This is a genomic window from Roseinatronobacter domitianus (genome assembly GCF_023336755.1).
Lineage (GTDB): Bacteria > Pseudomonadota > Alphaproteobacteria > Rhodobacterales > Rhodobacteraceae > Roseinatronobacter > Roseinatronobacter domitianus.
In genome coordinates, this window is the sequence record NZ_JALZWP010000008.1 from 118,553 (window position 1) to 142,814 (window position 24,262).

A 24,262-nucleotide genomic window follows, 5' to 3' on the forward strand; every position below is an offset into this window, starting at 1 on the left:
CTGCTATGCTTCGGCCTGTTTGCCATGGGCGTAGTTGGATGGGCCTTGCGCGCGGAACGCCTCGCGGAAATGGCCGGGCGCGGGACCATCGGGACCGGGCTGCGCCGGGGCAAGATAGGCTCCCACAAGCCGGTCTTGTTGGCCTTCGGCCATGTCCAGCGCTTCTGCGGCATTGCTGGCATCGGTGAACAGATATGCTTGGGCCAGATCGCGCACCCAAAGCCCGGATGGGGCCAGATAGATCACATCGCCATCCAGCAGGTCATTTGCGGTCAGAACAGAAGGCGTAAATTCGCGGCTCATAGTGCTAGCTCCGTTTCGGTTTGGGTCTGTTGCGCGCGGCGTGGGGACAGGCCCAGAAGAATTATGGCCGGGCCGCGCAACTTCGCGGCGGCGTGTGGCAGGTCGTTCAACGTGGTCTGAAGGCGTGTCTCATCGGGACAGGACGCGCTTTCCACGATCGCCACATCCATATTCGGGCTGGCACCGTGCATCAGTAGCCGTCCTTGCACGAACCGTGCGGCGCGTTTGCCCATGTATAGGGCTGTGATCGCTCCGGGTGCGGCCAAAGCGCGCCAATCGGCTTCGGCAAAGCCCTGCATGTCATGCGCCGTAACCAGCCGCAGGTCGCGATTGCGTCCGCGCCGTGTCAGGCTTTGGCCAAGGCCGGCAGCAGCGGCGCTGGCGCTGGTAACTCCGGGGATGACCTGCCAGCCGATACCTGCGGCGTCGAGCGCGTGTGTCTCCTCGTCCAGCCGACCGAATATGCTGGCATCTCCCCCTTTCAGACGCACCACATGTGCGCCCTGTGCAGCATGGTTGACCAGCAGCGTGTTGATATCGGATTGCGACGCAGATGGGCCGTAGCCCTCTTTTCCAACGCCAATGATCTGCGCTTCACGCCGCACCAGTTCAAGAATGCCGATGCTGACAAGACGGTCATGGATGACCACATCGGCGCGGTCCAAGAGCTTGCGCGCTTTCAGCGTCAGAAGCTCGGGATCACCCGGCCCGGCACTGACGAAATCGACATGTCCGGGCGCGGGGTCTTTTGCCAAATGGCGGGACAGCAGGGTGTCGAGCGTTTCGCGCACGGCATCTTCACCGGCGGCCAGCGCGCTAGGCCCGGCCCGGTCGTAGAACTCTGCCCAGAAATCGCGTCGCGCGGCCCCTTTGGGCAAATGCTCTGCCATTGCGCGGAACCCTTTGCCAATGCGCGCCAGCGTGCCAAGCTCGGCGGGCAATTCGCTTTCCAGCCGCGCCTTGATCTTGCGCGCCAGAACCGGAGCGGCGCCTTCGGTCCCGATGGCGACCACAACCGGGTCGCGGTCCACGATGGCCGGGGTGATGAATTCTGACGCTGCAAGATTGTCCACCACGTTGACAAGCACACCCGCCTGTTGCCCGATCACGCGGATGCGGGCATCTTCGGCATCATCTTCAGTGGCGGCATAGACCAGCCGCGCCCCATGCAGATCGCAGCCCAGCAGGGGGCGCCGCACCAGCGTCACGCGAGGACGAAATGCGCTGATCTCTGGCAGGAACGCGGGCGCGCAGAGCGTGATCCGCGCCTCTGTCTTGAGAAGCAGGCGCAGCTTTGCAAAGGCAGCGTCACCCCCGCCGCCAATGACGACATGCGCGCCGCGCAGGTTCAGGAATATCGGGAAATGCTGCATGGTCTGCCTCTTGGGTTACAAGGCAGTTATGAAATTATTTCCCGAATAATGCCATATATCCACAAAAAGAAGGAACTTTGTATTCTTAATCAGAGGGATTTTCGCATATCTTCCGCTACATTGCCTTTGGGGTTAAACCTGTTCCAAAGGGGGGCGGATGCTGGAATAATTATTCCGGGCGTGACCAGCCAATTTCGGACAGCGCCCACATGCTGCGGGCAGTTCAGCCCAGCAAATGCGCCATGTGCCGAAGCGCCAGTTCGTAGCCTTGCACGCCAAATCCCGCCATGACAGCATCTGCGCGCTGGCTGACATAGGAATGCTGGCGGAACGATTCGCGTTTATGAACTTGGCTTATATGCAGCTCTATGACAGGGCCGTCGAACATGTTTAGCGCATCCAGCACCGCGACAGAGGTATGCGTCAGCGCCGCCGGATTAATGATGATCCCCGCCGCCACACCGCGCGATTCTTGCACCCAATCCACGATTTGCCCTTCATGGTTGGTCTGGTCAAACGACACGTCCAGCCCAAGGTCGGTGCCAAGCGCGCGGCAAGCGCGTTCCACGTCGGCCAAGGTTGCACGACCGTAAATCTCTGGCTCGCGCTGGCCTAGCAGGTTCAGGTTGGGGCCGTTCAGAATACGGATAAGGCTGGGCATACGTCATGTCCTTTCGCGGCGCGTGGCGATTTTGTAACTCCGGATCGCACGCAAGGCCATGTTAAAGATACCTCAGCGCCGCAGGAACAACGGAATAAGCAAGACAAGCGCGAATAGTCGGAAAACGTGATGTGCGGCGACAAAGGCCGGTTCCAGCCCGGTTTCGATGGCGAGCGCGGCCATTATTTCGACCCCGCCGGGGGCAAATGCCAGAAGCAGCGCCGCCGCCGGAATGTCGACAATCCTTGCTGCAAGTAACGCGCCCCCTGCCGCAACGGCACAGGCGATCACGGTGGTGATACTACCTGCCAACAGGGCACCGGGCAGTGCGCGCCGATCAAAGCCGCGGAACCGCGTCCCGATGAGCGACCCCATGCAGATGAAGGCACCCATAAGCAGCGGTTGGGGCAGCGTGCCCGGCGTCAGGTTGCTGCCATGCCCCAAGGCCGATACCGCCATGGCGGCGATCAACAGGGCCGCTGGTACTCGCAGGCGTTTGAACACGAGCCCCAACCCAAGCGCGAGCAGGAACAGTATCGACAGAGAAATTGAGCCAATCTGGCCTGCATCTGCAAGCCTGCTTGTCCCCTCGACGCCCCACAGCACAATCAGCACCGGCACAAGCAGCGTCAGCAGCAAAACGCGCACGGTCTGCACAAGGGCGATGCGGGGGACATCGACTTTCAAGTCCGTTGAAATGGCAAGCACAAAGCTTAAATGCCCCGGCATGGCCGCAAGTGTTGCGGTGCTGCGATCATAGCGAAACCCATGTTGCAACACCCTTCGGGCCGCGAAAACAATGGCCGCCAGAGTGGCGATCAGAATCGCAAAAGAGACGGGCCATGCCAGGGCGGTTTCCAGAACTTCCGGTGTGACCGTGCTGCCGATGGATAGCCCGATCACGACAAAGACGGTGTCTCGCAACAAGGGCGGTATCAGGGTTGGCGCGCCCATGATCGTTGCCAGCGATACCGCCGTCGCCGGTCCTGTCAGCGGATAGGCCGGAAATCCGATGGCCCAGAACAAAGCAGCGCCGGCGACCCCGATGGCCAGTGTCAGCAGCGTTTGCAGCGCCGTGCTATTTGTCAGCATCATAGGTCCACCTGTAACCCGGCGGGGTTGGCCCCTTGTTGCGCCCGCCCTGTTCGGTCTGTTCCCACGCATGGGCCAATAAACCAACGCTGCGCGACAGGCCGAAAAAACCGCGTGCCAGTGGTGGGGGGCAGCCCAGTTCAGCATAGATGACCGCTGTGGCGCCGTCGATATTCATCGGCACGGGTTTGCCGCGCTCTAGCGCCAGATGTGCTTCTATGGCGCGGGCAATCATGGCGAAGCGTCCCCCGACCGCGCCGCTCTGCGCTGCCTCATCGACCAATGCCAGAAGGCGCGGCGCGCGCGGGTCCACGGGCTTGTGGAACCTATGGCCAAATCCGGGCAGGAAGCGGCCATGTTCGCTGCGCCATTGGTCAAGCGTTTGCCCCAGCGTGTCTGGCCCTGCTGTCAGGGCTTGTTGGTAAAGCGCCCCCGCCTGCTCGCCCGCGCCGCCATGCACGTTGCCCAGCATGTTCAGCCCTGTCGCCATGGCCGATTGCAGCCCGACGCCGCAGGTCGCCGCCATGCGCGCGGCGGCGATAGAGGGGGCTTGTGGGCCGTGGTCAACCGCCGCGACCAGAGCCGCCTCGAACAGGGCCGCGCGCGGGCCGTCGATGCGTTCTCCCATAACCATGAGCCAGATCATTTGGGCGAAACCTGTTGTGCCGATCAACTCTTGCACCGGATGTCCGCGCAGATGGATGCGCCCCGGCTCCATGTCGATGATCGCAGTGCGCCACCAATCTGCCACATCGTTTCTGTCTGTCATGTCACACCTTCTGCGCGCAACCTGTCGATCTCTTGATCGCTATACCCCAAGCCGCCGAGGATGTCGGCACTATTTGCCCCCAAGGCAGGTGGCGGCGTGGCAACAGACGGGCGCGCACCGTCAATCAGCGCGCCGATGCGCATGACGTCAATTGCGCGACCGACGCCGGGGGCGTGCTTGAACCGCGCCAGCAGATCGCGTTCAGTGATTTGCGGGTGCGCCAGAACCTCTGGCACCGTCATCACGGCACCGGCAGGCACACCGATCGCGTTCAGCTCTTCGGCCCATGCCCCGGCGGGGCGGGTGGTGAGCACGGTTTCCAACTCTGCCCGCAGGCGCAGGCGGTTGCGTTTGCGGTCCTCGCGCGTGGCGTAATCGGGATGGTCCAGCAGGTCGGTGCGGCCCAGATGACGCGCCAGAACTTGCCATTGCTCGTCTTTGTTGGCGGCAATGTTCAACAGCCCATCGGCGCATTGGAACGCGCCAGAGGGGGCAGAGGTCGGGTTCTCATTGCCTTGTCGTTCGGGCATGACCCTGCCAATCAGGTGGTTCGATACGACCCAGCCCATTGTGGCCAGAACCGAATCGACCATCGGCACATCTATGAATGCGCCGCGCGGGTTGGCGTTCAACGCTGCGCAAATTGTCATCGCGGCGGTTAGCCCGCCGACCGTGTCGGCCAACGGGTAGCCCACGCGGGTGGGCGTGCCATCCGCCTCGCCTGTCACCGACATTACCCCCGATGCGCCTTGCACGATCTGGTCATAGGCAGGGCGATCAGCCCATGGCCCGGTTTGTCCAAAGCCCGATATCGCGCAATAGATCAGGTTTGGATTTTCCGCCTTGAGAGCGCCATACCCAAGCCCCAGCCGGTCCATCACACCGGGGCGGAAGTTTTCGACCAGCACATCGGCAGTCCGCACCAGTCGTTTCAGCACGTCCTTGCCGCGCGCGTCTTTCAGGTTCAGCGTGATCGACCGTTTCCCTGCATTCTGGGCCAGAAAGCTGATGCCCATGCCGCGCGCCGACAGTTCCGGGTCCGCGCCAAGGTTGCGGGCCAGATCGCCCCGGCCCACGGCCTCTACCTTGATGACATCGGCTCCCAGATGCGCCAACTGGTGGCAGGCAAACGGTCCGGCCAGAACATTCGTCAGGTCCAGAACCGTAATGCCTGCCAGCGGATCAGTCGCCATCGGCTACTCCCTCTGCCCGTTTGCGTGCGCGATAGGTGCGGAAACTGGGCAATAGCACCAGAAGTGCTGCCAGCACCAGTAGGCCCAGCGTCATCGGGCGTTCCAGAATGAATCCGAAACCGCGATAAAGCTGCATGGCACGGGCGAAGTTGTCTTCCAACATGGTGCCCAGAATAAACCCGATCAGCAGCGGCGCCAGCGGATAATCGGCAAAGCGCAGGATCGTCGCAACCACGCCAAAGCCCACGAGGATCAGAAGTTCCGTGGAATTGTTCTGCCCCAGATAGCTGCCCATCAGCGTGAAGAACAGGATGAAGGGGATCAGGAAACTGCGCGGTATGGTCAGGATCTTGGCGATGTAAGGGATCAGCGGCAGGTTCAGGATCAGCAGCACCAGATTGCCGATATACATGGAAATGATAACCGCCCAGAACACGTCTGGCGTGTCGGTCATCAGCCGTGGCCCGGGCGTGACATTCAGCGCCAGCAACGCGCCCAGCAGAATGGCGGTGGTGCCGGAACCGGGAATGCCCAGCGTCAGCAGCGGCACGAAAGACCCTGTGCAAGCCGCGTTATTGGCGGTTTCGGGTGCGGCCAGGCCCTTGATAGAACCTTTGCCAAATTCAGCCTGCTCTTCCTTGGTGGCGATGTTGCGTTCGACCGCGTAGCCCAGAAAGCTGGCAATGGTCGCGCCCGCACCGGGTAGAACCCCGATAAAAAAGCCTTGCACCGATTGCCGCCCGATGACGGGGGCGATGGATTTGGCTTCGTCTTTGCTGATACGCAGGTTGTCGATTTTCCCGCTATCGCCGGTTGCGGCGCGGGCGGGGTTCATGACCAAAAACAAGGCTTCGGGCAAGGCGAACATGGCCATGGCAAGCGTGATGAAGGAAAAGCCCGATTGCAATTCCATCATCCCGAAGGTGAAGCGCGGCATGTTCGACAATGCGCCTTCGCCCACGGTGCCAAGGATCAGGCCCAGAATGGTCATCATCAACGCCTTGGCGACCTGGCCGGTGCCCGCAAAAGCCGCGATGGCCGACAGGCCCACGACCATCAGCGCGAAATATTCCGCCGAATGGAACAGCAGCGCGACCGATGACAGCGCGGGCGCGAAGATCATCAGTAGCACCGCGCCGATGGTGCCGCCCGCGAAACTGGCGATGGCGGCAATGGTCAGCGCCTTGCCCGCTTGGCCCTTGCGCGCCATCGGGTAGCCGTCGAAGGAGCTGGCGACGGTTCCCGCCACCCCCGGTGCATTCAGCAGGATGGAACTGGTCGAGCCGCCAAAGATCGCGCCATAATAGACGCCCGACAGCAGGATCAGCGCTGCCGTGGGGTCGCCAATACCGATGGCAACCGGGATCATGATGGCGATGATGGACATTGGCCCCAGACCCGGCAACATCCCGATCAGGGTGCCGATCAGGCAGCCCATGACCACCATCATCAGGTTGAACGGGGAAATCGCCGCAGACAGGCCGATTAGCAAACCTTCAAGCATTGTGGTGCCCCCTTACATGAACATTGCAGGCCAAGGGCGCAGGAATATCCCCAACACCTCTTGCACCAGATACCAGATCGCACCGACGGCAATGCCGGCGACGGGAAGCAGGATATGAAACCGTCGCTCACCCAGCAGGACAGAGCCAAGGACCAGAAAGCCAATGGTCGAGCCGACAAAGCCCAGCGGGCGCAGCGTCAGCGCATAGGCCACCATCAGCACAAGAAGCGCCAAAGCCTGCCAGATGTGGTAATCGCCCAGACGGGTCAGGTCGATTGCGCCGTCTTTGGGCGCGGCATTTGACTTGGGTTTCGGGGTGAACAGCACCACCAGCCCGACGATCAGCCCCAGAATTGTCAGGATCTTGGGGAAGGTCGACGGCCAGATCGGGTTGCGCCGCAAGATCGGCGGCAGGCTGTCATCCATGGTAAAGAAAGCCGCGTAGCCATACACGCACACAAGCGCGATGAAGGCCAGCGCGATCCAGCGATCGAGCGCCATCTGTCATCCCCTTTTTCGATTTCAAGAAATGAGATGCGGCTGGCCCAACCATAAGGCAGGCCAGCCGCTTTACGGGCTACAGTATCAGAGGAAGCCCAACTCGCGCATCAGGTCGCCCAGTTGCTTTTCCTGCGCTTCAAGGAAGGCGGTGAAATCGTCACCGGGGCGGTAGATGTTGACCAGACCCATGCGGGCGCGGACTTCTTCCCATTCCGGGGTTTCCATCATCGCGGCCAGCATCTCTTGATAGGTGGCAAGCTGCTCTTCCGGCAGGCCGGGGGCTGCAAAGAACCCGCGCCAGTTGACGAATTGCGCGTCGATGCCTTGCTCGGCAAAGGTGGGGGCTGCGTCATAGGCGGGCACGCGCTCTGGTGCGGTCACGCCAAGAATGCGCACTTCGCCCTGATCGGCCAGTGCAATCGCTTCGGAAAAGCCGGTCGACAGCGCGTCAATCTCGCCCGAGAGCAAGCCCGCCATGGCTTCGCCGCCCGCATCATAGCCGATGTAGTTAAAGGCAGTCGGGTCTTCACCGGCGCCCTGCATCACGATAGCTGCGACCAGATGGTCCATGCCACCGGGAACCGAGCCGCCGCCAATTGCAAAACCGAGCGGGTCTTCGCGGTATTCGGCCAGCGCCTCTTCCATGCTTTGCAGCGGGCTGTCATTGGTTACGACCAGCGCCGCGTAATCGCCAACAGTGCCTGCGACCATGGTCAGGTCGCGGAAGCTTTGCGAAATCTCGCCTGTCAGCGCGCGGATCACGATCGGGGTCGAGTTGACCATCAGCGTGCCTTGGCTGCTCATGGCGTTCTCGATCAGGTTGGCGATGGCCACACCGCCGCCGCCGCCCGACATGTTTTCAAAGGTCGCATTGCCGACAAGCCCGGCATTGACCAGCGCCTCGCCGGTGCCGCGTGCAGTGCCGTCCCAGCCGCCGCCAGCGCCGCCAGGGATCAGGAAATGCACAGCATCCATCATTTTATGATCGTCAGCCTGCGCAACCCCGGCCAGTGCCACGGTTGCAGTTGCCGCTGCGATAACCGCGCGGCGGGTCCACCCATAGGTGTTCATTGGTCGTCCTCCCATTTGACAGGCGGTCCTCTGCCGCCCATGATCCTTGCAGATCACAGAAAACTGACAGAAGCCTGACACGAAGCTGTCATTCCAAAAGGGACACCCATCATGCGTTACCTGCTGGTGGAAGATAACAGCGAATTGGCAGAGGCGATCCTCAAGCGTCTTGCTATGGATGGTCACGCGATTGACCATGCCGCGACACTGGCAGAGGCGGAGGATTGCCTTGCGGCTGCAAGCTATGATCTGATCCTGCTGGATGTCATGCTGCCCGACGGCGATGGGCGCGAGTTCCTGTCGCGCAGCCGTGCGCATCTGGAAACGCCGGTTATTGTGTTGACGGCGCGGGCGCAAGTTTCTGACCGGGTGGGGGCGCTCGACCAAGGCGCGGATGATTACATCACCAAGCCCTTCGATTTTTCCGAGCTGGAAGCGCGCTGTCGCGCCGTGCTGCGCCGTCGCGGTGGGTCTGCCCGCAACCAGATCGCGCTGGGGGCCGCGCTGTTCGATCCGCTGGCGGGCACCTTGCAACACGATGGCACGACCTTGGACCTCCGCAATCGCGAAATCCGCCTTTTGGAAATTTTCGCCCGCCATCCCGGCCAGATCCTGTCGAAATCGCAGGTCATGGACCACCTATTTTCTTACGATGCCGAGGTGACAGAGAACGCTATAGAGGTTTATGTCGGGCGGTTGCGCCGCCGGATCGCCGGGATGGGGGTGCGAATAGATACAGTGCGCGGCCTTGGCTACCGCATGGAAACGGATGATAAATGATCCATACGGCGTCCATCGGGCAACGCCTGACATTGCTGCTGGCCGGGGTTGCAGCGCTATTGTCGCTGCTGAGTTGGGGCATGGTGAGAAGCCTTGCTGCGCAGGCGGCCGCCCACACACAAGACAACGTCCTTGCCGCGTCTGCCACCACGATTGCCGAGACCTTGCGCAGCGAACAAGGCGCAGTGCGGCTGGAACTGCCCTATGCCGCCTTTGCGATGCTGGGCGCGATCAGCGAGGACCGGGTGTATTACCGTGTTTCTTCCGGGGATACGGTGCTGACCGGGTATGACGATCTGCCCGCGCCCGCGCCCGGTATAATGGGGCAGGTGGTGTTCGATACCGGGCGTTATCGGGGTGCTCCGATCCGGCTGGCATCTGTCATGCGCGTTGTTTTGGCCGGGGCCGATCGCGTGGTCGTGACCGTGACTGTGGCGCAGACCCGCGACGGGGTGGATGCGGTCATATCCGATATCTCACGCTTGGCCGGAATTTTATCGGTGGCTTTTTTCTTCGTGGCTGTCGCGTTGTCTGCAATTGCCGCGCGCATGTCGTTGCGACCGTTGAACCAGATCGCGGCGTCTGTCTCGCGTCGTGGGCCGGGCGATTTGCGCCCCTTGTCGCGCGCCGCCCCCGCCGATCTGGCCCCGCTGCTGACCGCGCTCAACCGCCTGATGGAACGGTTACGTCTGTCGCTGCGCCGCTCAGAGGATTTCATTGCAGAGGCCGCGCATCGCGTCCGCACGCCATTGGCCACGGTGCGGGTTCAGGCAGAGATTGCCCTGCGCACGGTATCGGATGAAACCGAAAAGGAACGTCTGCGCCGGATTATCCGGGCCGTTGATGAAAGCGCGCGCTCCGCCGGGCAGTTGCTGGACCATGCTACGGTTGCTTACCGTGTCGAAGAGCTTGCACGCGACCGGTTGAACCTGGCCGAGCTTGCCGCGCAATCCGCCGCCGGTATGGAACCGACCGCTTCCATGCGAGAAATCCATCTGGCGTTGGACCTGACGCCCGCACAGGTCCGGGGTGACGCGGTTCTGCTGGATAGTGCCATTCGCAATGTTCTGGACAATGCGATCAAGTATTCGGCAGAGGACACGACCGTCACACTCAAGGTTGAAACGGTCGGGTCGAACGCGCATCTGCGGGTTCTGGATGAAGGGCCGGGGCTGGGCGACGGACCCAAGGAACTGTTGATGGAGCGCTTTCAGCGTGGAGGGAACATTGCGGGTGTCATCGGGTCCGGCCTTGGGCTGACCATTGCCTCGGAAGTGCTGCGCGCGCATGGCGGGCATATAGAATTGCACAACAACGAAAATGGGAGTGGTGCGTGCGTTACGCTTGTCTTGCCCTTGGCCTGATCTTGTCGCTGGTCGCGCCGCTTGCCGCCCAGGAGATCGAGGATTACCGCATGTTTCCGGGCACCGGCCCGCAAGTGTTGCGGATAGTTTCGACGACAGATCTGGACGTGTTTGAGCCCTATATCCGGGCTTTCCAGTCTGAACGCCCCGAAATCGGGGTGGATTACTCGGTTATGTCCTCCAGTGTTCTGCATCGCGCTATTCAGCAAGGCGCGCAGGCTGACCTTGTCATTTCTTCTGCGATGGACCTGCAATTTCAACTGGTCAATGACGGGTTTGCCCGTTCTTATCGGTCCGAAATGGCGGATGCGTTGCCCGACTGGGCCCGTTGGCGTGACCAGATATATGCGTTTACCACCGAACCTGCCGTGGTGGTCGTCAATACTGCGCGCTTTGCAGGGCTGGACCTGCCCACAACCCGGCAAGACCTGATCGCGTCCCTGCGTGGCAATCCCGACCGCTTCAGCGACAGTATCGGCACCTATGATCTGCGCGAGAGTGGTCTGGGATACCTGTTCGCCACGCAAGAGGACCGGTCCACCGATGCGTTCTGGCGTCTGAACGAAGTGATGGGCCGGTTGGGCACACAGCTTTATTGTTGTTCGTCCCAGATGATCGACGATGTCGCATCGGGCCGCCTTGCCTTGGCCTATAATGTCCTTGGCAGCTACGCCGCTGAGGAATTGGCGCGCGGTTCTGGTGGGCAGGTGCAGGTTCTGAGGATGGAGGATTTCGCAAATGTCATGCTGCGCACCGCGTTCATCCCGGTCAATGCGCAGGAGTTGACCGCCGCCGGCGCCATGCTGGATATGCTCATCCGCCTCGCCCTGCGCGACGAGGCGGGAGAGTGGCCTCTGCCACCGCTTAGCCAGACCGGGGAAGATCCGACGCTGGGCTTTGGCCCGATCCGGCTGGGTCCGGGGCTGCTGACTTACCTTGACCCGCTGAACCGGCGGGCGTTTCTGGCTGAATGGGAAAACGCGATGGAGCAGAACCGCGTGCCGCGCTAGACGGGTATCACTTTGCCAAGTCACGCATGACGGTGATAAGGTCGGATTTCCCCTCGAACCCGATGCCGGGCAACTCCGGCATGGTGATATGGCCATCCTCTACCTGCACACCGTCCGGGAACCCGCCATAGGGTTGGAACAGGTCGGGGTAGCTTTCATTCCCGCCCAGTCCAAGACCTGCTGCAATATTCAGCGACATCTGGTGCCCGCCATGCGGGATGCAGCGACGACGTGACCAGCCCATCTGGTCCAGCACATCCAGCGTGCGCAGGTATTCGACCAGCCCGTAAGACAGCGCGCAGTCGAATTGCAACCAGTCGCGATCCGGCCGCATGCCGCCATGACGCAGCAGGTTGCGCGCGTCTTGATGGGAAAAGAGGTTTTCGCCCGTGGCCATTGGACCGGGGTAAAATTCGGACATGGCGGCCTGAAGCTGATAATCCAGCGGGTCGCCGATTTCTTCATACCAGAACAGCGGATACTGCCGCAGCATCTTGGCATAGGCGATGGCGGTTTCCAGATCGAACCGGCCATTGGCATCGACAGCCAGTTGCGCTTGCGTTCCGATCTCATTCAGCACGGCTTCGATCCGGCGCTGATCCTCGGCCAAGGACGCGCCGCCGATTTTCATTTTCACGACCGTGTAGCCCCGGTCCAGATAACTGCGCATCTCGGCGCGTAGCTGGGTGTCATCCTTGCCGGGGTAGTAATAGCCCCCCGCCGCATAGACGAACACGCGCGGGTCGGCTTGGGTGCCATAGCGGTCAGCCAACAGGCGAAACAGCGGTTTGCCCGCGATCTTGGCAATCGCGTCCCAAACCGCCATGTCGATGGTGCCGACTGCGACAGAGCGTTCGCCATGCCCGCCGGGTTTTTCATTGGCCATCATCGCGGCCCAGATGCGGTGCGCGTCTAGGTTTTCGCCCGTATCGTCCAGCAAGGACGCCGGGTCCGCCTGCAAAACCCGGTCGCGGAACCGCTCACGGATCAACCCGCCTTGCCCATACCGCCCGTTCGAGTTGAAGCCGTAGCCAACCACACGCTGACCGTCGCGCACCACATCGGTCACGACGGCCACAAGGCTGGCCGTCATCTTGCTGAAGTCGATGTAAGCATTGCGAATAGGTGACGCGATAGGCTTCGTGACCTCGCAGATGTCCAGAATGCGCATGGTTTTGGTTCTCCCTTTTTGGGCAGACCCTAGAAGCCGCGCGCGCAATGGTCCAGAGGGTGCAATGCCCCTCGCCACGGCGCAGCGCCCGCGCTAATCTGCGCCCATGCCTGCTCTGTGCCGTGAGTGTCTGTCTCCTTTTCCCGCCGGGCCGCGTTGCCCGGCCTGTCACAGCCGCCGCGTTGTGGCCGATGCGGAGCTATATGATCTGAGCATTGCTCATATGGATTGCGATGCGTTTTATGCCAGTGTGGAAAAGCGCGATAATCCGGCCTTGCGCAACAAGCCGGTGATCGTGGGCGGCGGGCAGCGTGGGGTGGTGACAACGGCTTGCTACATTGCCCGCATTCACGGTGTGCGCTCTGCCATGCCCATGTTCAAAGCGTTGCAGCTTTGCCCCGAAGCGGTGGTCGTCAAACCAAGGTTTGAAGCCTACACAGCCGCCTCTCGGGACATTCGCGCCATGATGGAGGACCTGACCCCCGCGATCGAGCCTTTGTCGTTGGACGAAGCGTTTCTGGACCTGTCGGGCACGGCCGCCCTGCATGGCGCGCCGCCTGCGGTCATGCTGGCCGGGCTGGTGCGACGTATGGAACGCGAGCTGGGGCTGTCCGGGTCCATCGGCCTGTCGCATAACAAGTTTCTGGCCAAGATCGCGTCCGATCTGGACAAGCCGCGCGGGTTTTCTGTGATCGCAAAGGCTGACACAGAATCGTTTTTACGCGGCAAGCCTGTGGGTATCATCTGGGGTGTGGGCGCGGCGATGCGCGCGCAGTTGGAGCGCGCAGGGATCGCTGTCATTGACGACCTGCTACGCTGGGACCGCACCGATCTGGTGGCGCGCTTCGGGTCCATGGGGATGCGGCTGTATGATCTGGCACGCGGGCAGGATGCGCGACCCGTCAGCCGCGACCGTGCGGTAAAATCAATCTCCAAGGAAACCACGTTCGGCGCGGATTTGGCCGACCTTGAGGTGTTGGAGGGTCATTTGTGGCGGCTGGCCGAGCAGGTCTCCAGCCGTGCCAAGGCGCGTGGGCTGGCGGGGCGGGTTGTTACGTTAAAGCTGAAACGCGCCGACCATCGCAGCCTGACGCGGCGGCAGTCACTCGACAGCCCGACCACGCTGGCCGATACCATCTGGCGCAGCGCGCGGCCCTTGCTGGCCGGTGCGCTGGGGCAAGGGCCGTTTCGGTTGATCGGGGTGGGCATCTCAGAGCTGACCGCCGATGACGGCACCGGATTCTCCTTGGACCTTTTGGATCACGGCGCTGCGAAACGGGCCAAGGCGGAACGCACCATGGACAGTTTGCGTGACCGTTTCGGGCCGGATGCAGTTATCAAGGGGCGCAGCCTGCGATGAACCGGGTTCTGGTTATGGGGGCAAGCGGCCGTCTTGGGGCCTATCTGCGGCAATTCTGGCCAGGCTTAGCGGTTGCTCCGCAGTGGCAGTATCGCGCCAATGCCCCTGCCGGTGCGCTGCTCTGGGCTCCGTTGCAAGACCGGGTGCCCGATTGCGCCCCGGTCGATACGGTGCTGTGCCTGTCGGGCGTAACCCAAGGTGCTGCGCTGGCGCAAAATACCGATCTTGCCCTGGCGGCACTGGAAGCTGCGCGCGCGCTTGGGGCAAGGCGCGTTGTGCTGACCTCCAGCGCGGCGGTCTATGGCGCGACTTGTGGGCCTCATGATGAAGATGAAACCTGCCATCCGATAACCCCCTATGGTGTGGCGAAACTGGCCATGGAGCGGGCCGCATTGGCACAGGCAGACATGCTAAAAGTGACATGTCTGCGCATTGGCAATGTCGCCGGTGCAGACGCGCTTTTGGGCGGGCTTGCGTTGGCGGGTGTCCCGCGGCTCGATCAATTCGCTGATGGGCGCGCAGCGCATCGCGCCTATATTGGCCCCATGACATTGGCGCGGGTGCTGGCGCACCTGTGCTGCCATCCCAAGCGCCTGCCATCTGTGTTGAATGTGGCACAACCGGGATTGATCTGTATGGATACGATGCTTGCCGCCGCACAGGTGACGTGGGAGTGGCGGCCTGCCCCCTCAACTGCACGGGCGGAATTGGGCCTGCATGTGGGCTGCTTGCAAGCACTCTGCCCGGTGCCGCACGCGACGCCAGAATCGCTTGTGTCGGAGTGGCGCTTGACATGGGCCGCGTCTCGACGGAACGACGGCGCATGACCTGGTCCAAACGTGCGTTCGATATCGGCTTCACCGTCTTTCTGGCCCCCGCGGCTTTAGCGGTGTTCGGCGTGATTTTTATCCTGCAATGGTGGAAACAGGGCAGGCCGTTCTTCTACCGCTCGGAACGAATGTATAAACCGGGCGAGCCTTTCGCGCTTTGGAAGTTCCGCACCATGCGCAATGTCGTGGCCGATACCGGCGTCTCTGGCGGGGACAAATCCACGCGCATAACGCCCTTCGGTCGCAAGTTACGCCGTCTGCGCATGGATGAATTGCCGCAATTCCTGAATATCTTGCGTGGTGATATCAGCTTTGTCGGTCCGCGCCCGCCTTTGCGGCAGTATGTCGAACAGTTCCCGGATCTTTATGCTCGCGTGTTGCGGTCGCGCCCCGGTGTGACAGGGCTGGCCTCTCTTGTCTTTGCCCGCCACGAAGAGGAAATCTTGCGCGACTGCGCCACGCCGGATGAAACCGACAGGGTTTATGCGCGCCGCTGTGTGGCACGCAAAGCCCGGATCGACCTTTTGTATCAGGAACATGCCAACCTTGTTCTAGACCTGTGGATCATCGCGCTGACGGTGGCGCGCTCGGCCGGTCGGGCGCGGGGAAGGCGGCTACCGCGTCGTCGCCCGGCGCATCATCCATCGCGCTTATAGGTTTCGACGCGCGATTTCCGCGTGGAGGTCCATAAGCGACCAGCGCGTATCGCCGCGCAGCCCATGGCGCAGACCCCACAGCATGAGCCGCGCGCGCCGAGGTCTGTTCCCACCGCCGGCCCATAGCCGCCACAGCCATTTCGGCAGGATAACCAGAAGCGCGGGCCAGAATAGCCTACCCGCCGCAGCGCGATACAGGATCAGCAAGTTGCGATGATAGAAATACAGCTTCCAATCCGGGGTCAACGCGCCATCCGCGTCGAAGCTGCTGCAATCATGGGTGTAGTGCAGGTCGGGTATAAAGACGATGCGCCCGCCCGCCTTGCGAAGGTGAAGGCAAAACAGGGCGTCATCCGCATACAGGAACAGCCGACCGTCGGGATAGCCTGCAAGTTCGACTGCTTGGCGCGACACGAACAGGCCCACAAAAGACCCACCATCGACCTCTATTGGGGTCTGGTTGGTGTAATCCGTGTCGGCCAAGTGAAAGGCTTTGCGACCGCCACCAAGTGCGGTGCGCAAGAACACCCGCAAGCTGCGGAACGGGTTGAACAGCGGGCGGTTCATGTCGCAAATCTGGCCATCCGCAGTGCGCACGGCGGTGGCTATCGCCGCGCATCCAGTTTTATCGGCGGCATGGAAGCGCACGAGCATGCCGGGCGCGGGCCACGCGTCATCATCTTGCAAAAGCATCCAGTCCGGGTCGTAACGTGTGACCGCATGGCGCATGCCGGCTTCGAAGCCGCCTGCGCCACCATGGTTTCGTTCCAGCCGAAGATGGTCAAGGCGTGGGTCATTCAGCCCGCGCAAATAGGCATCGGTGCCGTCGGTGCTGGCATTGTCTACCACCACGATGCGGTCCAAGGGTTCCGCCAGCAGGTGAGCCAGCGTCTGCCGCAACTGTGCCAGCCGATTGAACGTTACGAGAATTGCGCAAACCGTCGCGCGATCCGGTATCATGGTGACACCGAGAACGCGGGCATGGGGCGATCCTGCGCGATGCTGTCCAGATACAATTCCGCGCAATCCAGCGCCTCGCGGATCGTGACATCCATATTCAGATAGCGATAGGTGCCCAGACGCCCCACGAATGTGACACCCCGCTCGGCCTGCGCGCGGGCGATATAGGCTGATAAAAGCGCCTTATCCTCTGCCAGGCGGATCGGGTAATACGGAATATCCGCTGGCCCACAGGCGCGAGACGTCTCGCGGTAGCAGATTGTCCGGGTATGGTCCTCCCAAGGTGCGAAATACTTGTGCTCTGTAATTCGCGTATGCGGGATATGAGCATCGGCATAGTTCATGACCGCGCAGCCCTGATAATCGCCGTCATGGGTCAGACTTTCGAAATCCAGTGTGCGATAACCCAGCGCACCGGCATCTTCTCCGAACCAGCTATCCAGTGGCCCGGAATAGAAAACATGGTCGAACCCCTGCGCCATCGGGCGCTCATACCGCGTGTTCAGCGACAGGCTGATCCGTGGATGGTCAAGCATGGCGGCAACGATGGGCGTGTAGCCCTGCTCTGGCATGCCCTGAGAGGCGTGGAAGAAATAATTGTCGTCATAGGTAAAACGCAACGGCAACCGCTTCAGAATGGCGGCGGGAACTGCTTTGGGCTCGCAGCCCCATTGCTTGGCGGTGTAGCTTTTGAAGAATGCCTCATACAACTCGCGCCCCAGCATAGACAGAGCCTGCTCTTCGAAATTGCGCGCCTCTGCCGGGGCCATGTCGGTGTCGAAAAGCTGGTTAATGGTGTGCAGGTTCATGGGCATCGTGTAAACGCGCCCGCCACTCTTGGTTTTGACCCGGTGTGTGTAGGCCCGGAACCGCCCGAAACGGTTGATGTAATCCCAGACGCCCCGGTCATCGGTGTGAAAGATATGCGGGCCATACACATGGATCAGAATGCCGGTGTCGTCATCGCGCGCGGTGTGACAATTCCCGCCCACATGGTCGCGCGCGTCCAGAGCCGTCACCTCGTGCCCGGCCTCTGCAAGCTGACGCGCGAGAACCGCGCCGGACAATCCTGCCCCGACCATCAGAAGTGATTTCCGTGTCATCGGCACCATTCTGTTTTCGGGCTTAGCCCGCGACTTCACGCACGCTACAGACAGCTATCCAGAATAGCCGCCAGTCTTATACCAACGCCATGCATCTTCTATCATCAGTTTGAGAGAGGACCGCTCCTGCGTCCAGCCCAGTTCCTCGACTGCGCGACGACTGCCGGACACAAGTGCCGCCGCATCCCCTGCGCGGCGTGGCCCAAAGCTATGCGGCACGCGGTGCCCCGTGCCAGCGCGGCATTGCGCAATCACCTCTGCTACGGAAAAACCGACCCCGGTGCCCAAGTTGAACACGCGGTTGCCACGCCCGTCCAGCAGCCAGTCCAGCCCCAGAACATGCGCGCGCGCAAGGTCCATCACATGCACGTAGTCGCGTATGCAGGTGCCGTCATGGGTGGGGTAGTCGTTGCCATGGATAACCAGCGCCGGGCGCGCGCCTGCCACGGCCTCTATCATGACCGGGATCAGATGCGTCTCCGGCTGGTGCCATTCGCCGATCTCGGCCTCTGGGTCGGCCCCGGCGACGTTGAAATACCGAAAGATCACAGAGTTCAGACCGTGACTGACGCCGAAATCGCGGAGCATCCCTTCTACGGCCAGTTTTGATGCGCCGTAAGCATTCAAAGGATTTTGCGAGCTGTCCTCGTCCAGCACAATCCCGTCTTGGTCGCCATAGGTCGCACAGGTCGAGGAAAACACAATGTTGCTGCAGCCCGCATCGACCATTGCCTCTATCAGGTTGAGAGAGCCACAAACATTGTTGCGCCAATACAGGCCGGGATCGCGTGTCGCTTCGCCGACTTGGCTGAGCGCGGCGAAATGCATGACCGCGCAAGGTTGGTATTCGGCAAAGGCGGCATCTAGCGCGGCACGGTCCAGCAGATCGGCTTGCACCAGCGGCCCGAATTTGACCGCTTGTGCCCAGCCGGTGCTCAGGCTGTCAAACGTGACGGGAGTAAAGCCTTGCTGCGCCAATAGTTTGCAGGCGTGTGACCCGATATACCCCGCTCCGCCCGTGACCAGAACGATACGCTTGGGTGCCGTGGCGTCGGGTGTATCGGTCACGTCGCGCCCTCCGCCGCGTCAGTGCGCGGTTTGCGCAATTCGGTCGCGCAACAGGTCAAGGAAACGGTCGCGATACTCGGCATCGGCCAGCGCGACATCAACAATGGCCGTAAGATAGCCGAACTTATCGCCACAATCGTAGCGGCGCGACGGGTTTGTGATGGCAGCAACCTTGCCAGCTTGCGCCAGTTGGTCGATTGCGTCGGCCAGTTGAATTTCGCCCCCGGCACCCGGTTTCAACCCGCGCAGGACATCGAAAATTTCTGGCGTGAAAACGTAGCGTCCAAAAGAGGCAAGGTTTGAAGGCGCTTTGTCCACGGCGGGTTTCTCGATAATGCCTTCAACGCTGATAAGCCCGTCAGAATCTGTCGCGCCCGGTTTCAAAATTCCATATTTCGACGTGTCTTTTGGGTCCACTTCGGACACGGACAGCACCGTTTGCGGTTTCTTGGCATAAGCGCGGACAAGCGCTTCGGTTGGAAGTTCCGTCCCCTGCATCAGGTCATCGGCCAGCAGCACGACGAAGGCGTTATCACCCACTGCCGGTGCGGCACATAAAACGGCATGACCCAAGCCCAATGGTTCAGGCTGCCGCACGAAAATGCAGGAGACACCTTCTGGCACGATGTTGCGCACCATGTCGCGCAATTCGGTTTTGCCCTTCGCCATCAGTTGCGCTTCAAGTTCCAGATTGGCGTCGAAATGATCGCCCACGGCGCGCTTGTTGCGGCCGGTTACGAAGATCAACTCTGTGATCCCGGCAGCGACGGCTTCTTCCACGGCATATTGCACGATGGGCTTGTCGATGATTGGCAACAATTCCTTTGGCATCGCCTTGGTCGCGGGCAGAAACCGTGTTCCCGAACCCGCGACTGGAAAAACTGCTTTTGTTATTTTCGACATCAGAATTCCCGCCGCACTGCTCTAAATTTATCGCTTCACCTATACGGAAGGAGTGCGTGCCTGCAAGGAGAATGCCGGAATTTCCGCCGAACGGTCAGAATTCGGGCATTACCCAAGCGTCGCGGATCGGTGACAGCGTGGCGCACTGCGCTTCGACGCCATGGCAACTGTAGATTGTATTTGCAAGCCTTTGAGGGTTATCAAACGGGGCTTGGTGCCGGAAGCTGGTCCATTTGCGTTGTTGCTATTCTGTGTTCGCGTTCTGTGCCATTTTCGGAGGCCCGCAATTCATATGCTCTTTGACGGCTTGCTAAGAAACAAAGCCTTTATCCGTCAGCTGATCGCTCTTCGGGACATGCGACGCGATTACAAACAGGTTTTACTGTTTATGATCGACGTCGTGATTGTCGTGGTCGCCTTCGTGACCGTCATTGTGTTGGAGAACGCAAGCGGCATTGCACAGGCCGGTGTCGCTGCCCATTTGGGCGCGCTGGCATCCTTGGTGTCGGTTGCCGCAGTCGGATCATGGGCGTTGGGATTGCCCAAGGTTCAACTGAAATCTTATGAAGCGCGCGGCATGGCCCGAAGCGCGGGGCTGGGCGGTCTGCTTGGGATCACCGCCTGGGGTCTGAATGTCTTTATTGGCTATGACATAACCGGGTCTGGCCCAGTCTTGCTAGCCAGTCTGTTCATGATCGGCTCTGTCCTTGTGCGCCTGCTGATGTTGCGGCTTGTGCGCGGGTTGTATGGGCTGGACATTCCGGTCCGGAATGTTCTGATTTACGGGGCCGGAACGACCGGTATGCAGCTTGCGCTTGCGCTGCGCCCCGACATTGGAACGCGGGTTATCGGCTTTGTCGATGACAACAAGGTGTTGCAAAGCGTCAGCGTGGCGGGTCTGCCGGTGTTCCCTGTCAGTGCGGTGGCGGCGGTGGCACAATATAATGATGTGAAGCGAATTTTACTGGCCATGCCGTCTGTCAGCCGCCCCAAACTGGCGCGTATTGCCCGCAGGCTGGGCGATTTGGGACTGGAAGTGCACAGCGTTCCGTCATTCGCGCAGCTTGTGGGCGAAGAACGGCTTGTCAACTCGCTGGAGAAAGTGCTGCCCGACGCTTTCCTGGGCCGCAAGGCTCTGGACGAAACACTCATGGACGCGCGCGACCACTATGCCGGAAAATGCGTTCTGGTATCTGGGGCTGGTGGGTCCATCGGGTCGGAACTGTGCCGACAGGTGCTTCAGTGCAATCCAGCAAGGCTGGTGCTGCTGGAGGCAAGCGAACATGCGCTTTACCAAATTCAAGGCGAATTGTCGGAAATTGTGCGCCACACGACCTGCCAGATCGTGCCGCTTCTGGGCACTGTTACCAATCGCCGGTCTATGACGGCCGCGCTCGAAACGCATGGCGTGCAGATTGTCATCCATGCAGCAGCTTACAAGCATGTGCCTTTGGTCGAAGGAAATGTATTAGCCGGGGTCGTCAACAATGTATTTGGCACGGTGCAGCTTGCGCAGGCCGCCGCAGCGGTCGGAGTGGACCATTTCGTGCTTGTCTCTACCGATAAGGCCGTGCGCCCGGTGGGAACGATGGGGGCCACGAAACGACTGGCAGAATTGGTCGTTGCCGATCTGGCGCGCTCGGCGCAAGCTATGGCCATCCCATCGAAAACGGTGTTTTGCATGGTCCGTTTCGGCAACGTGCTGGGATCATCTGGGTCGGTCATCCCCCGGTTTCAGGAACAGATCACAAGTGGCGGGCCAGTGACGCTGACCCATCCCGACATGACCCGCTATTTCATGACCATGCAGGAAGCCACGCAGCTTGTGCTGCGCGCCGGTGCAATGGCACAAGGTGGCGAGGTGTTCTTGCTGGACATGGGAGAGCCCGTTCGGGTGGCCGATCTTGCGCGCCGCATGATCGAAGCTGCGGGTTATACCGTGCGCGACACCGAAACGCCTTCAGGCGACATAGAGATCGCGATCACGGCCTTGCGCCCCGGCGAAAAGCTGACAGAGCAAGTCTCGATCACGCAGCGGCAAAGCCCGACCCGCCATCCCAAGATATTCGTGGCAGAGGAGCTGGGCTTGTCTGCGTCAGAGCTTCAGGATGCACTGGGGCAACTGCGCAAGGCGGTCTCCAAAGGCGATGTGGATGCGGCACGCAAGGGTCTGATGCACTGGGTCGCCAAGGATCTTGAGGCGCTGGCGGTGGATGGCGAAAACCCGACCGGGCAAACCGCAGGACATGCCGGGTAAATCGCGCATTTTGGTGGTCTGTGTCAGAATTCATGTCATGACCTGACAAAGATTTTAAGGGCTTGTTCATGCCTGCGACCAATACTGCGAGACACGCTATGGTTTTGTGCTTGCGGTATGACAGTCCCGGTTCGTTTTGCAGATATGCTCACCAAGGAACGCCGCGCCCGTTTGCGCGCGGAACGTTTGTATGAACAGCTCCGGGCAGAGTTGAACGCCGCGAATGAGAAGCTGCGCGGCCATGCCTATGCGTTGTCTGAACAGGTCATGGCCCAGCGGCAGGAACTGGATATCGTTCGTCAACACGCGGTTGCGCTGGAAGATGTGAATGAAAAGGCCGCCCAGGACCTTCAGGTCGCGAATTCCGAAGTGGACCTTGCCAATCTGCGCTTGCGTGAAGCGATTGAAACCATGCCGGATGGTTTTGCCGTGTTCGACTCGGAGCAATGCCTTGTGATGGCCAATCAGGCCTATCTGGGGGTGTTTCGGGATTTTCCCGAAGTTGAACGGGGCATCCGCTACACCCGCATCCTCGAAATTTGCGCCTATGAAGGGCTGGCCGTGCTTGACGGCGATGACCCGGGCATCTGGGTCGAAGACATGCGGACGCGCTGGGCGTCGCAGTATATCTCTCCGCGGGAGTTGCATTTCATCAATGGTATGAGTGTGCGCTTGATGGATCGGCGTGTGCCAAATGGCGATTATGTCTCGCTTGTGCGCAACATAACAGAATCGTTGCGCTATCAGGCCGAACTGATCGAAGCGCAGGAGCGGGCAGAGGCTGCGGCACAAGCCAAATCCGCCTTCCTTGCAAACATGAGCCACGAGATTCGCACGCCCATGAATGGCGTCGTCGGCATGGCAGACCTGTTGGCAGAAACCCGTCTGGACAGCGAACAGCGCATGTTTACCGATACGATCCGTTCCAGCGGGCAGGCACTTGTCACCATCATCAATGACATTCTTGATTTCTCGAAAATGGATGCGGGGCGCATGGAACTGCACCCCGAACCATTCGATCTGGAAAAGACCATCCATGAGGTGCTGACGTTGCTCGCGCCCTCTGCCCGCGCCAAGGGCATAGAGTTGATCCTCGATTATGACATGTTCCTTGCGCGCGATCTTTGTGCTGATGCGGGGCGTTTGCGCCAAGTGTTGACCAACCTGGTCGGCAATGCCGTGAAGTTCACCGACAGCGGCTATGTTCTGGTGCGCGCCGTGGGGGTTGGCATGTCGGCAGAAGGGCATGTCGTGCACCTGACGGTAGAGGATACCGGGATCGGAATTGCGCCGGAAAACCAGGAACATGTCTTTGCGGAATTCCAGCAGGTCGAAGAAGCCGCCAACCGCCGCTTTGAAGGCACCGGGCTGGGCCTTGCGATTACCCGGCGCATCATTTCCCTTATGGCGGGCAAGATGTGGCTGGAATCGGAACTGGGTGTCGGGTCGTGTTTTGGCGTGTCCTTGTCCTTGCCGGGCGCTGACACCGGGACAATGCAACCCGCCTTTCCGAAAGGGATCGCTCGGGCTTTGCTGGTCAGCGATCATCTTATCAGTCGCGGAATAATTGAACGGCAGTTGCAATCCGCCCATGTTCAGACCATGACCGCGACGCAGCCAGAAACAGCAACCAAGCTCGCCCGTCAGGACGCTCCGGATGTGGTCGTTCTGGACCATGACCTGTCAGAGGCCGACGCCGTCACCGTGTTGTCTAAACTGCGACAAGTTTTGCCCGCATGTCCCGTGGTGCTGCTCTGTGCGACCGTCACCGACGCAACACAGGCATTGGCACATGACTCCAATCTGGTTGCTCTGTCCAAGCCGCTCTTGTGGCGCGATCTGTGTTCCGCTCTGGCCCGGTTGCAAGGGCAATATACGAATTCGGGGCAACCGCCTGCACAACCCGAAAATCGGCCCGCGCCGACACAGCGAAAGCTGAAAGTGCTTTATGCAGAAGACAACGCTACAAACCGGCTGGTCTTTGGCAAGATGGTGCGCAACCTGCCATTGGACCTGACCTTGGCGGAAAACGGGCGCGAAGCGGTTGAGTGCTTCATGCAGTCGCCGCCGGACCTGATTTTCATGGATATTTCCATGCCAGAGATGGATGGCCGCGAAGCAACATGCCGCATTCGCCAACTTCCGGGCGGGGCGGATATACCGATTATCGCGCTCACCGCCCACGCCTTGCGAGAGGAGATCGACAAGATAATGGCGGCTGGCATGAACGCCACGCTTACCAAGCCGTTGCGCAAGGCGGTTTTGCTAGAAGCTCTGCAAAATCATGCGCCGCCGGGTGTCTTGTTCTCGGCAGGGCCGGAATAATCCAGCGC

At 60.7% G+C, this 24,262-nt stretch carries 22 protein-coding genes; 8 read left to right on the forward strand and 14 right to left on the reverse strand.

The annotated features are described in order from the left end of the window. Nucleotides 1–3: 3 nt before the first annotated feature. From M3N55_RS09895 to M3N55_RS09935, 9 genes are all read right to left on the reverse strand, one after another. Nucleotides 4–303, reverse strand: a complete 300-nt coding sequence (locus M3N55_RS09895) for a DUF2849 domain-containing protein (protein ID WP_249058423.1) — start codon at nt 301–303, stop codon at nt 4–6. Beyond that, nucleotides 300–1,676 carry a siroheme synthase CysG gene (gene cysG, locus M3N55_RS09900; protein ID WP_249058424.1) on the reverse strand — a complete coding sequence of 459 codons (1,377 nt, stop codon included), beginning with the start codon at nt 1,674–1,676 and terminating at the stop codon, nt 300–302. The genes M3N55_RS09895 and cysG overlap by 4 nt, the downstream gene beginning before the upstream one ends. Before the next feature lie 223 nt (nt 1,677–1,899). Beyond that, nucleotides 1,900–2,337, reverse strand: a complete 438-nt coding sequence (aroQ, locus tag M3N55_RS09905) for a type II 3-dehydroquinate dehydratase (RefSeq protein ID WP_249058426.1) — start codon at nt 2,335–2,337, stop codon at nt 1,900–1,902. Between the two features lie 72 nt (nt 2,338–2,409). Continuing rightward, nucleotides 2,410–3,432, reverse strand: a complete 1,023-nt coding sequence (locus M3N55_RS09910) for an AbrB family transcriptional regulator (RefSeq protein WP_249058427.1) — start codon at nt 3,430–3,432, stop codon at nt 2,410–2,412. Then, the gene (locus M3N55_RS09915; RefSeq protein WP_249058428.1) at nt 3,416–4,198 is read right to left on the reverse strand and encodes a citryl-CoA lyase; all 783 of its coding nucleotides are present in this window, start codon (nt 4,196–4,198) and stop codon (nt 3,416–3,418) included. Before M3N55_RS09915 ends, M3N55_RS09910 begins: the two co-directional genes overlap by 17 nt. Next, nucleotides 4,195–5,391: a CaiB/BaiF CoA transferase family protein gene (locus M3N55_RS09920; protein WP_249058429.1), complete on the reverse strand. Its 1,197-nt coding sequence runs from the start codon at nt 5,389–5,391 to the stop codon at nt 4,195–4,197. Before M3N55_RS09920 ends, M3N55_RS09915 begins: the two co-directional genes overlap by 4 nt. After that, entirely contained in the window at nt 5,381–6,895 is a 1,515-nt protein-coding gene (locus M3N55_RS09925) for a tripartite tricarboxylate transporter permease (RefSeq protein ID WP_249058430.1), read from the reverse strand. The genes M3N55_RS09920 and M3N55_RS09925 overlap by 11 nt, the downstream gene beginning before the upstream one ends. Nucleotides 6,896–6,907: 12 nt before the next feature. Continuing rightward, nucleotides 6,908–7,396 (reverse strand): tripartite tricarboxylate transporter TctB family protein, encoded by a 489-nt coding sequence (locus M3N55_RS09930; protein WP_249058431.1) that lies wholly within the window; start codon nt 7,394–7,396, stop codon nt 6,908–6,910. An 84-nt stretch (nt 7,397–7,480) separates the two neighbouring features. Beyond that, on the reverse strand, nt 7,481–8,467 hold the full coding sequence (locus M3N55_RS09935) for a tripartite tricarboxylate transporter substrate binding protein (protein ID WP_249058432.1): 987 nt from the start codon (nt 8,465–8,467) through the stop codon (nt 7,481–7,483). 111 nt (nt 8,468–8,578) lie between these two features. Between M3N55_RS09935 and M3N55_RS09940 the strand changes: the two genes are divergently transcribed. Genes M3N55_RS09940 through M3N55_RS09950 form a run of 3 tightly spaced genes read left to right on the forward strand, consistent with a single transcriptional unit; the run spans nt 8,579 to nt 11,621 of the window. Then, entirely contained in the window at nt 8,579–9,247 is a 669-nt protein-coding gene (locus tag M3N55_RS09940) for a response regulator transcription factor (RefSeq protein WP_249058434.1), read from the forward strand. Next, on the forward strand, nt 9,244–10,611 hold the full coding sequence (locus M3N55_RS09945) for a sensor histidine kinase (RefSeq protein ID WP_249058437.1): 1,368 nt from the start codon (nt 9,244–9,246) through the stop codon (nt 10,609–10,611). The genes M3N55_RS09940 and M3N55_RS09945 overlap by 4 nt, the downstream gene beginning before the upstream one ends. Then, entirely contained in the window at nt 10,581–11,621 is a 1,041-nt protein-coding gene (locus M3N55_RS09950) for an ABC transporter substrate-binding protein (protein WP_249058438.1), read from the forward strand. The genes M3N55_RS09945 and M3N55_RS09950 overlap by 31 nt, the downstream gene beginning before the upstream one ends. Nucleotides 11,622–11,628: 7 nt before the next feature. Here the strand turns inward: M3N55_RS09950 and M3N55_RS09955 are convergent, their stop codons facing one another. After that, the gene (locus M3N55_RS09955) at nt 11,629–12,792 is read right to left on the reverse strand and encodes a mandelate racemase/muconate lactonizing enzyme family protein (protein WP_249058439.1); all 1,164 of its coding nucleotides are present in this window, start codon (nt 12,790–12,792) and stop codon (nt 11,629–11,631) included. A gap of 106 nt (nt 12,793–12,898) precedes the next feature. Between M3N55_RS09955 and M3N55_RS09960 the strand changes: the two genes are divergently transcribed. From M3N55_RS09960 to M3N55_RS09970, 3 genes are read left to right on the forward strand one after another with little or no spacing between them, the layout of a single operon-like run. Further along, nucleotides 12,899–14,152 carry a DNA polymerase IV gene (locus M3N55_RS09960; protein WP_249058440.1) on the forward strand — a complete coding sequence of 418 codons (1,254 nt, stop codon included), beginning with the start codon at nt 12,899–12,901 and terminating at the stop codon, nt 14,150–14,152. Next, on the forward strand, nt 14,149–14,979 hold the full coding sequence (locus M3N55_RS09965; protein WP_249058441.1) for an NAD-dependent epimerase/dehydratase family protein: 831 nt from the start codon (nt 14,149–14,151) through the stop codon (nt 14,977–14,979). The genes M3N55_RS09960 and M3N55_RS09965 overlap by 4 nt, the downstream gene beginning before the upstream one ends. After that, nucleotides 14,976–15,638 (forward strand): sugar transferase, encoded by a 663-nt coding sequence (locus M3N55_RS09970; protein ID WP_249058442.1) that lies wholly within the window; start codon nt 14,976–14,978, stop codon nt 15,636–15,638. The genes M3N55_RS09965 and M3N55_RS09970 overlap by 4 nt, the downstream gene beginning before the upstream one ends. Here the strand turns inward: M3N55_RS09970 and M3N55_RS09975 are convergent. The 4 genes from M3N55_RS09975 to galU are packed head-to-tail and all read right to left on the reverse strand — an operon-like array spanning nt 15,633 to nt 19,672. After that, on the reverse strand, nt 15,633–16,598 hold the full coding sequence (locus M3N55_RS09975) for a glycosyltransferase (protein WP_249058443.1): 966 nt from the start codon (nt 16,596–16,598) through the stop codon (nt 15,633–15,635). The genes M3N55_RS09970 and M3N55_RS09975 overlap by 6 nt on opposite strands. Continuing rightward, complete coding sequence (locus M3N55_RS09980; RefSeq protein WP_249058444.1) at nt 16,595–17,701, reverse strand: UDP-galactopyranose/dTDP-fucopyranose mutase family protein; 1,107 nt, start codon at nt 17,699–17,701, stop codon at nt 16,595–16,597. The genes M3N55_RS09975 and M3N55_RS09980 overlap by 4 nt, the downstream gene beginning before the upstream one ends. 54 nt (nt 17,702–17,755) lie before the next feature. After that, nucleotides 17,756–18,769 carry a UDP-glucose 4-epimerase GalE gene (galE, locus tag M3N55_RS09985; protein ID WP_249058446.1) on the reverse strand — a complete coding sequence of 338 codons (1,014 nt, stop codon included), beginning with the start codon at nt 18,767–18,769 and terminating at the stop codon, nt 17,756–17,758. Between the two features lie 18 nt (nt 18,770–18,787). After that, complete coding sequence (gene galU / locus M3N55_RS09990) at nt 18,788–19,672, reverse strand: UTP--glucose-1-phosphate uridylyltransferase GalU (protein ID WP_249058449.1); 885 nt, start codon at nt 19,670–19,672, stop codon at nt 18,788–18,790. Between the two features lie 388 nt (nt 19,673–20,060). Between galU and M3N55_RS09995 the strand changes: the two genes are divergently transcribed. Together M3N55_RS09995 and M3N55_RS10000 are read left to right on the forward strand one after the other, a co-directional pair. Continuing rightward, complete coding sequence (locus tag M3N55_RS09995; protein ID WP_249058451.1) at nt 20,061–21,929, forward strand: polysaccharide biosynthesis protein; 1,869 nt, start codon at nt 20,061–20,063, stop codon at nt 21,927–21,929. Between the two features lie 117 nt (nt 21,930–22,046). Continuing rightward, entirely contained in the window at nt 22,047–24,254 is a 2,208-nt protein-coding gene (locus M3N55_RS10000; RefSeq protein ID WP_249058453.1) for a response regulator, read from the forward strand. Nucleotides 24,255–24,262 lie beyond the last annotated feature (8 nt).

Coding starts and splice junctions, on each gene's coding strand:
- M3N55_RS09895 (WP_249058423.1), bottom strand. CDS start 303: ATGAGCCGCGAATTTACGCCTTCTGTTCTGACCGCAAATGACCTGCTG.
- cysG (WP_249058424.1), bottom strand. CDS start 1,676: ATGCAGCATTTCCCGATATTCCTGAACCTGCGCGGCGCGCATGTCGTC.
- aroQ (WP_249058426.1), bottom strand. CDS start 2,337: ATGCCCAGCCTTATCCGTATTCTGAACGGCCCCAACCTGAACCTGCTA.
- M3N55_RS09910 (WP_249058427.1), bottom strand. CDS start 3,432: ATGATGCTGACAAATAGCACGGCGCTGCAAACGCTGCTGACACTGGCC.
- M3N55_RS09915 (WP_249058428.1), bottom strand. CDS start 4,198: ATGACAGACAGAAACGATGTGGCAGATTGGTGGCGCACTGCGATCATC.
- M3N55_RS09920 (WP_249058429.1), bottom strand. CDS start 5,391: ATGGCGACTGATCCGCTGGCAGGCATTACGGTTCTGGACCTGACGAAT.
- M3N55_RS09925 (WP_249058430.1), bottom strand. CDS start 6,895: ATGCTTGAAGGTTTGCTAATCGGCCTGTCTGCGGCGATTTCCCCGTTC.
- M3N55_RS09930 (WP_249058431.1), bottom strand. CDS start 7,396: ATGGCGCTCGATCGCTGGATCGCGCTGGCCTTCATCGCGCTTGTGTGC.
- M3N55_RS09935 (WP_249058432.1), bottom strand. CDS start 8,467: ATGAACACCTATGGGTGGACCCGCCGCGCGGTTATCGCAGCGGCAACT.
- M3N55_RS09940 (WP_249058434.1), top strand. CDS start 8,579: ATGCGTTACCTGCTGGTGGAAGATAACAGCGAATTGGCAGAGGCGATC.
- M3N55_RS09945 (WP_249058437.1), top strand. CDS start 9,244: ATGATCCATACGGCGTCCATCGGGCAACGCCTGACATTGCTGCTGGCC.
- M3N55_RS09955 (WP_249058439.1), bottom strand. CDS start 12,792: ATGCGCATTCTGGACATCTGCGAGGTCACGAAGCCTATCGCGTCACCT.
- M3N55_RS09960 (WP_249058440.1), top strand. CDS start 12,899: ATGCCTGCTCTGTGCCGTGAGTGTCTGTCTCCTTTTCCCGCCGGGCCG.
- M3N55_RS09965 (WP_249058441.1), top strand. CDS start 14,149: ATGAACCGGGTTCTGGTTATGGGGGCAAGCGGCCGTCTTGGGGCCTAT.
- M3N55_RS09970 (WP_249058442.1), top strand. CDS start 14,976: ATGACCTGGTCCAAACGTGCGTTCGATATCGGCTTCACCGTCTTTCTG.
- M3N55_RS09975 (WP_249058443.1), bottom strand. CDS start 16,598: ATGATACCGGATCGCGCGACGGTTTGCGCAATTCTCGTAACGTTCAAT.
- M3N55_RS09980 (WP_249058444.1), bottom strand. CDS start 17,701: ATGACACGGAAATCACTTCTGATGGTCGGGGCAGGATTGTCCGGCGCG.
- galU (WP_249058449.1), bottom strand. CDS start 19,672: ATGTCGAAAATAACAAAAGCAGTTTTTCCAGTCGCGGGTTCGGGAACA.
- M3N55_RS09995 (WP_249058451.1), top strand. CDS start 20,061: ATGATCGACGTCGTGATTGTCGTGGTCGCCTTCGTGACCGTCATTGTG.
- M3N55_RS10000 (WP_249058453.1), top strand. CDS start 22,047: ATGACAGTCCCGGTTCGTTTTGCAGATATGCTCACCAAGGAACGCCGC.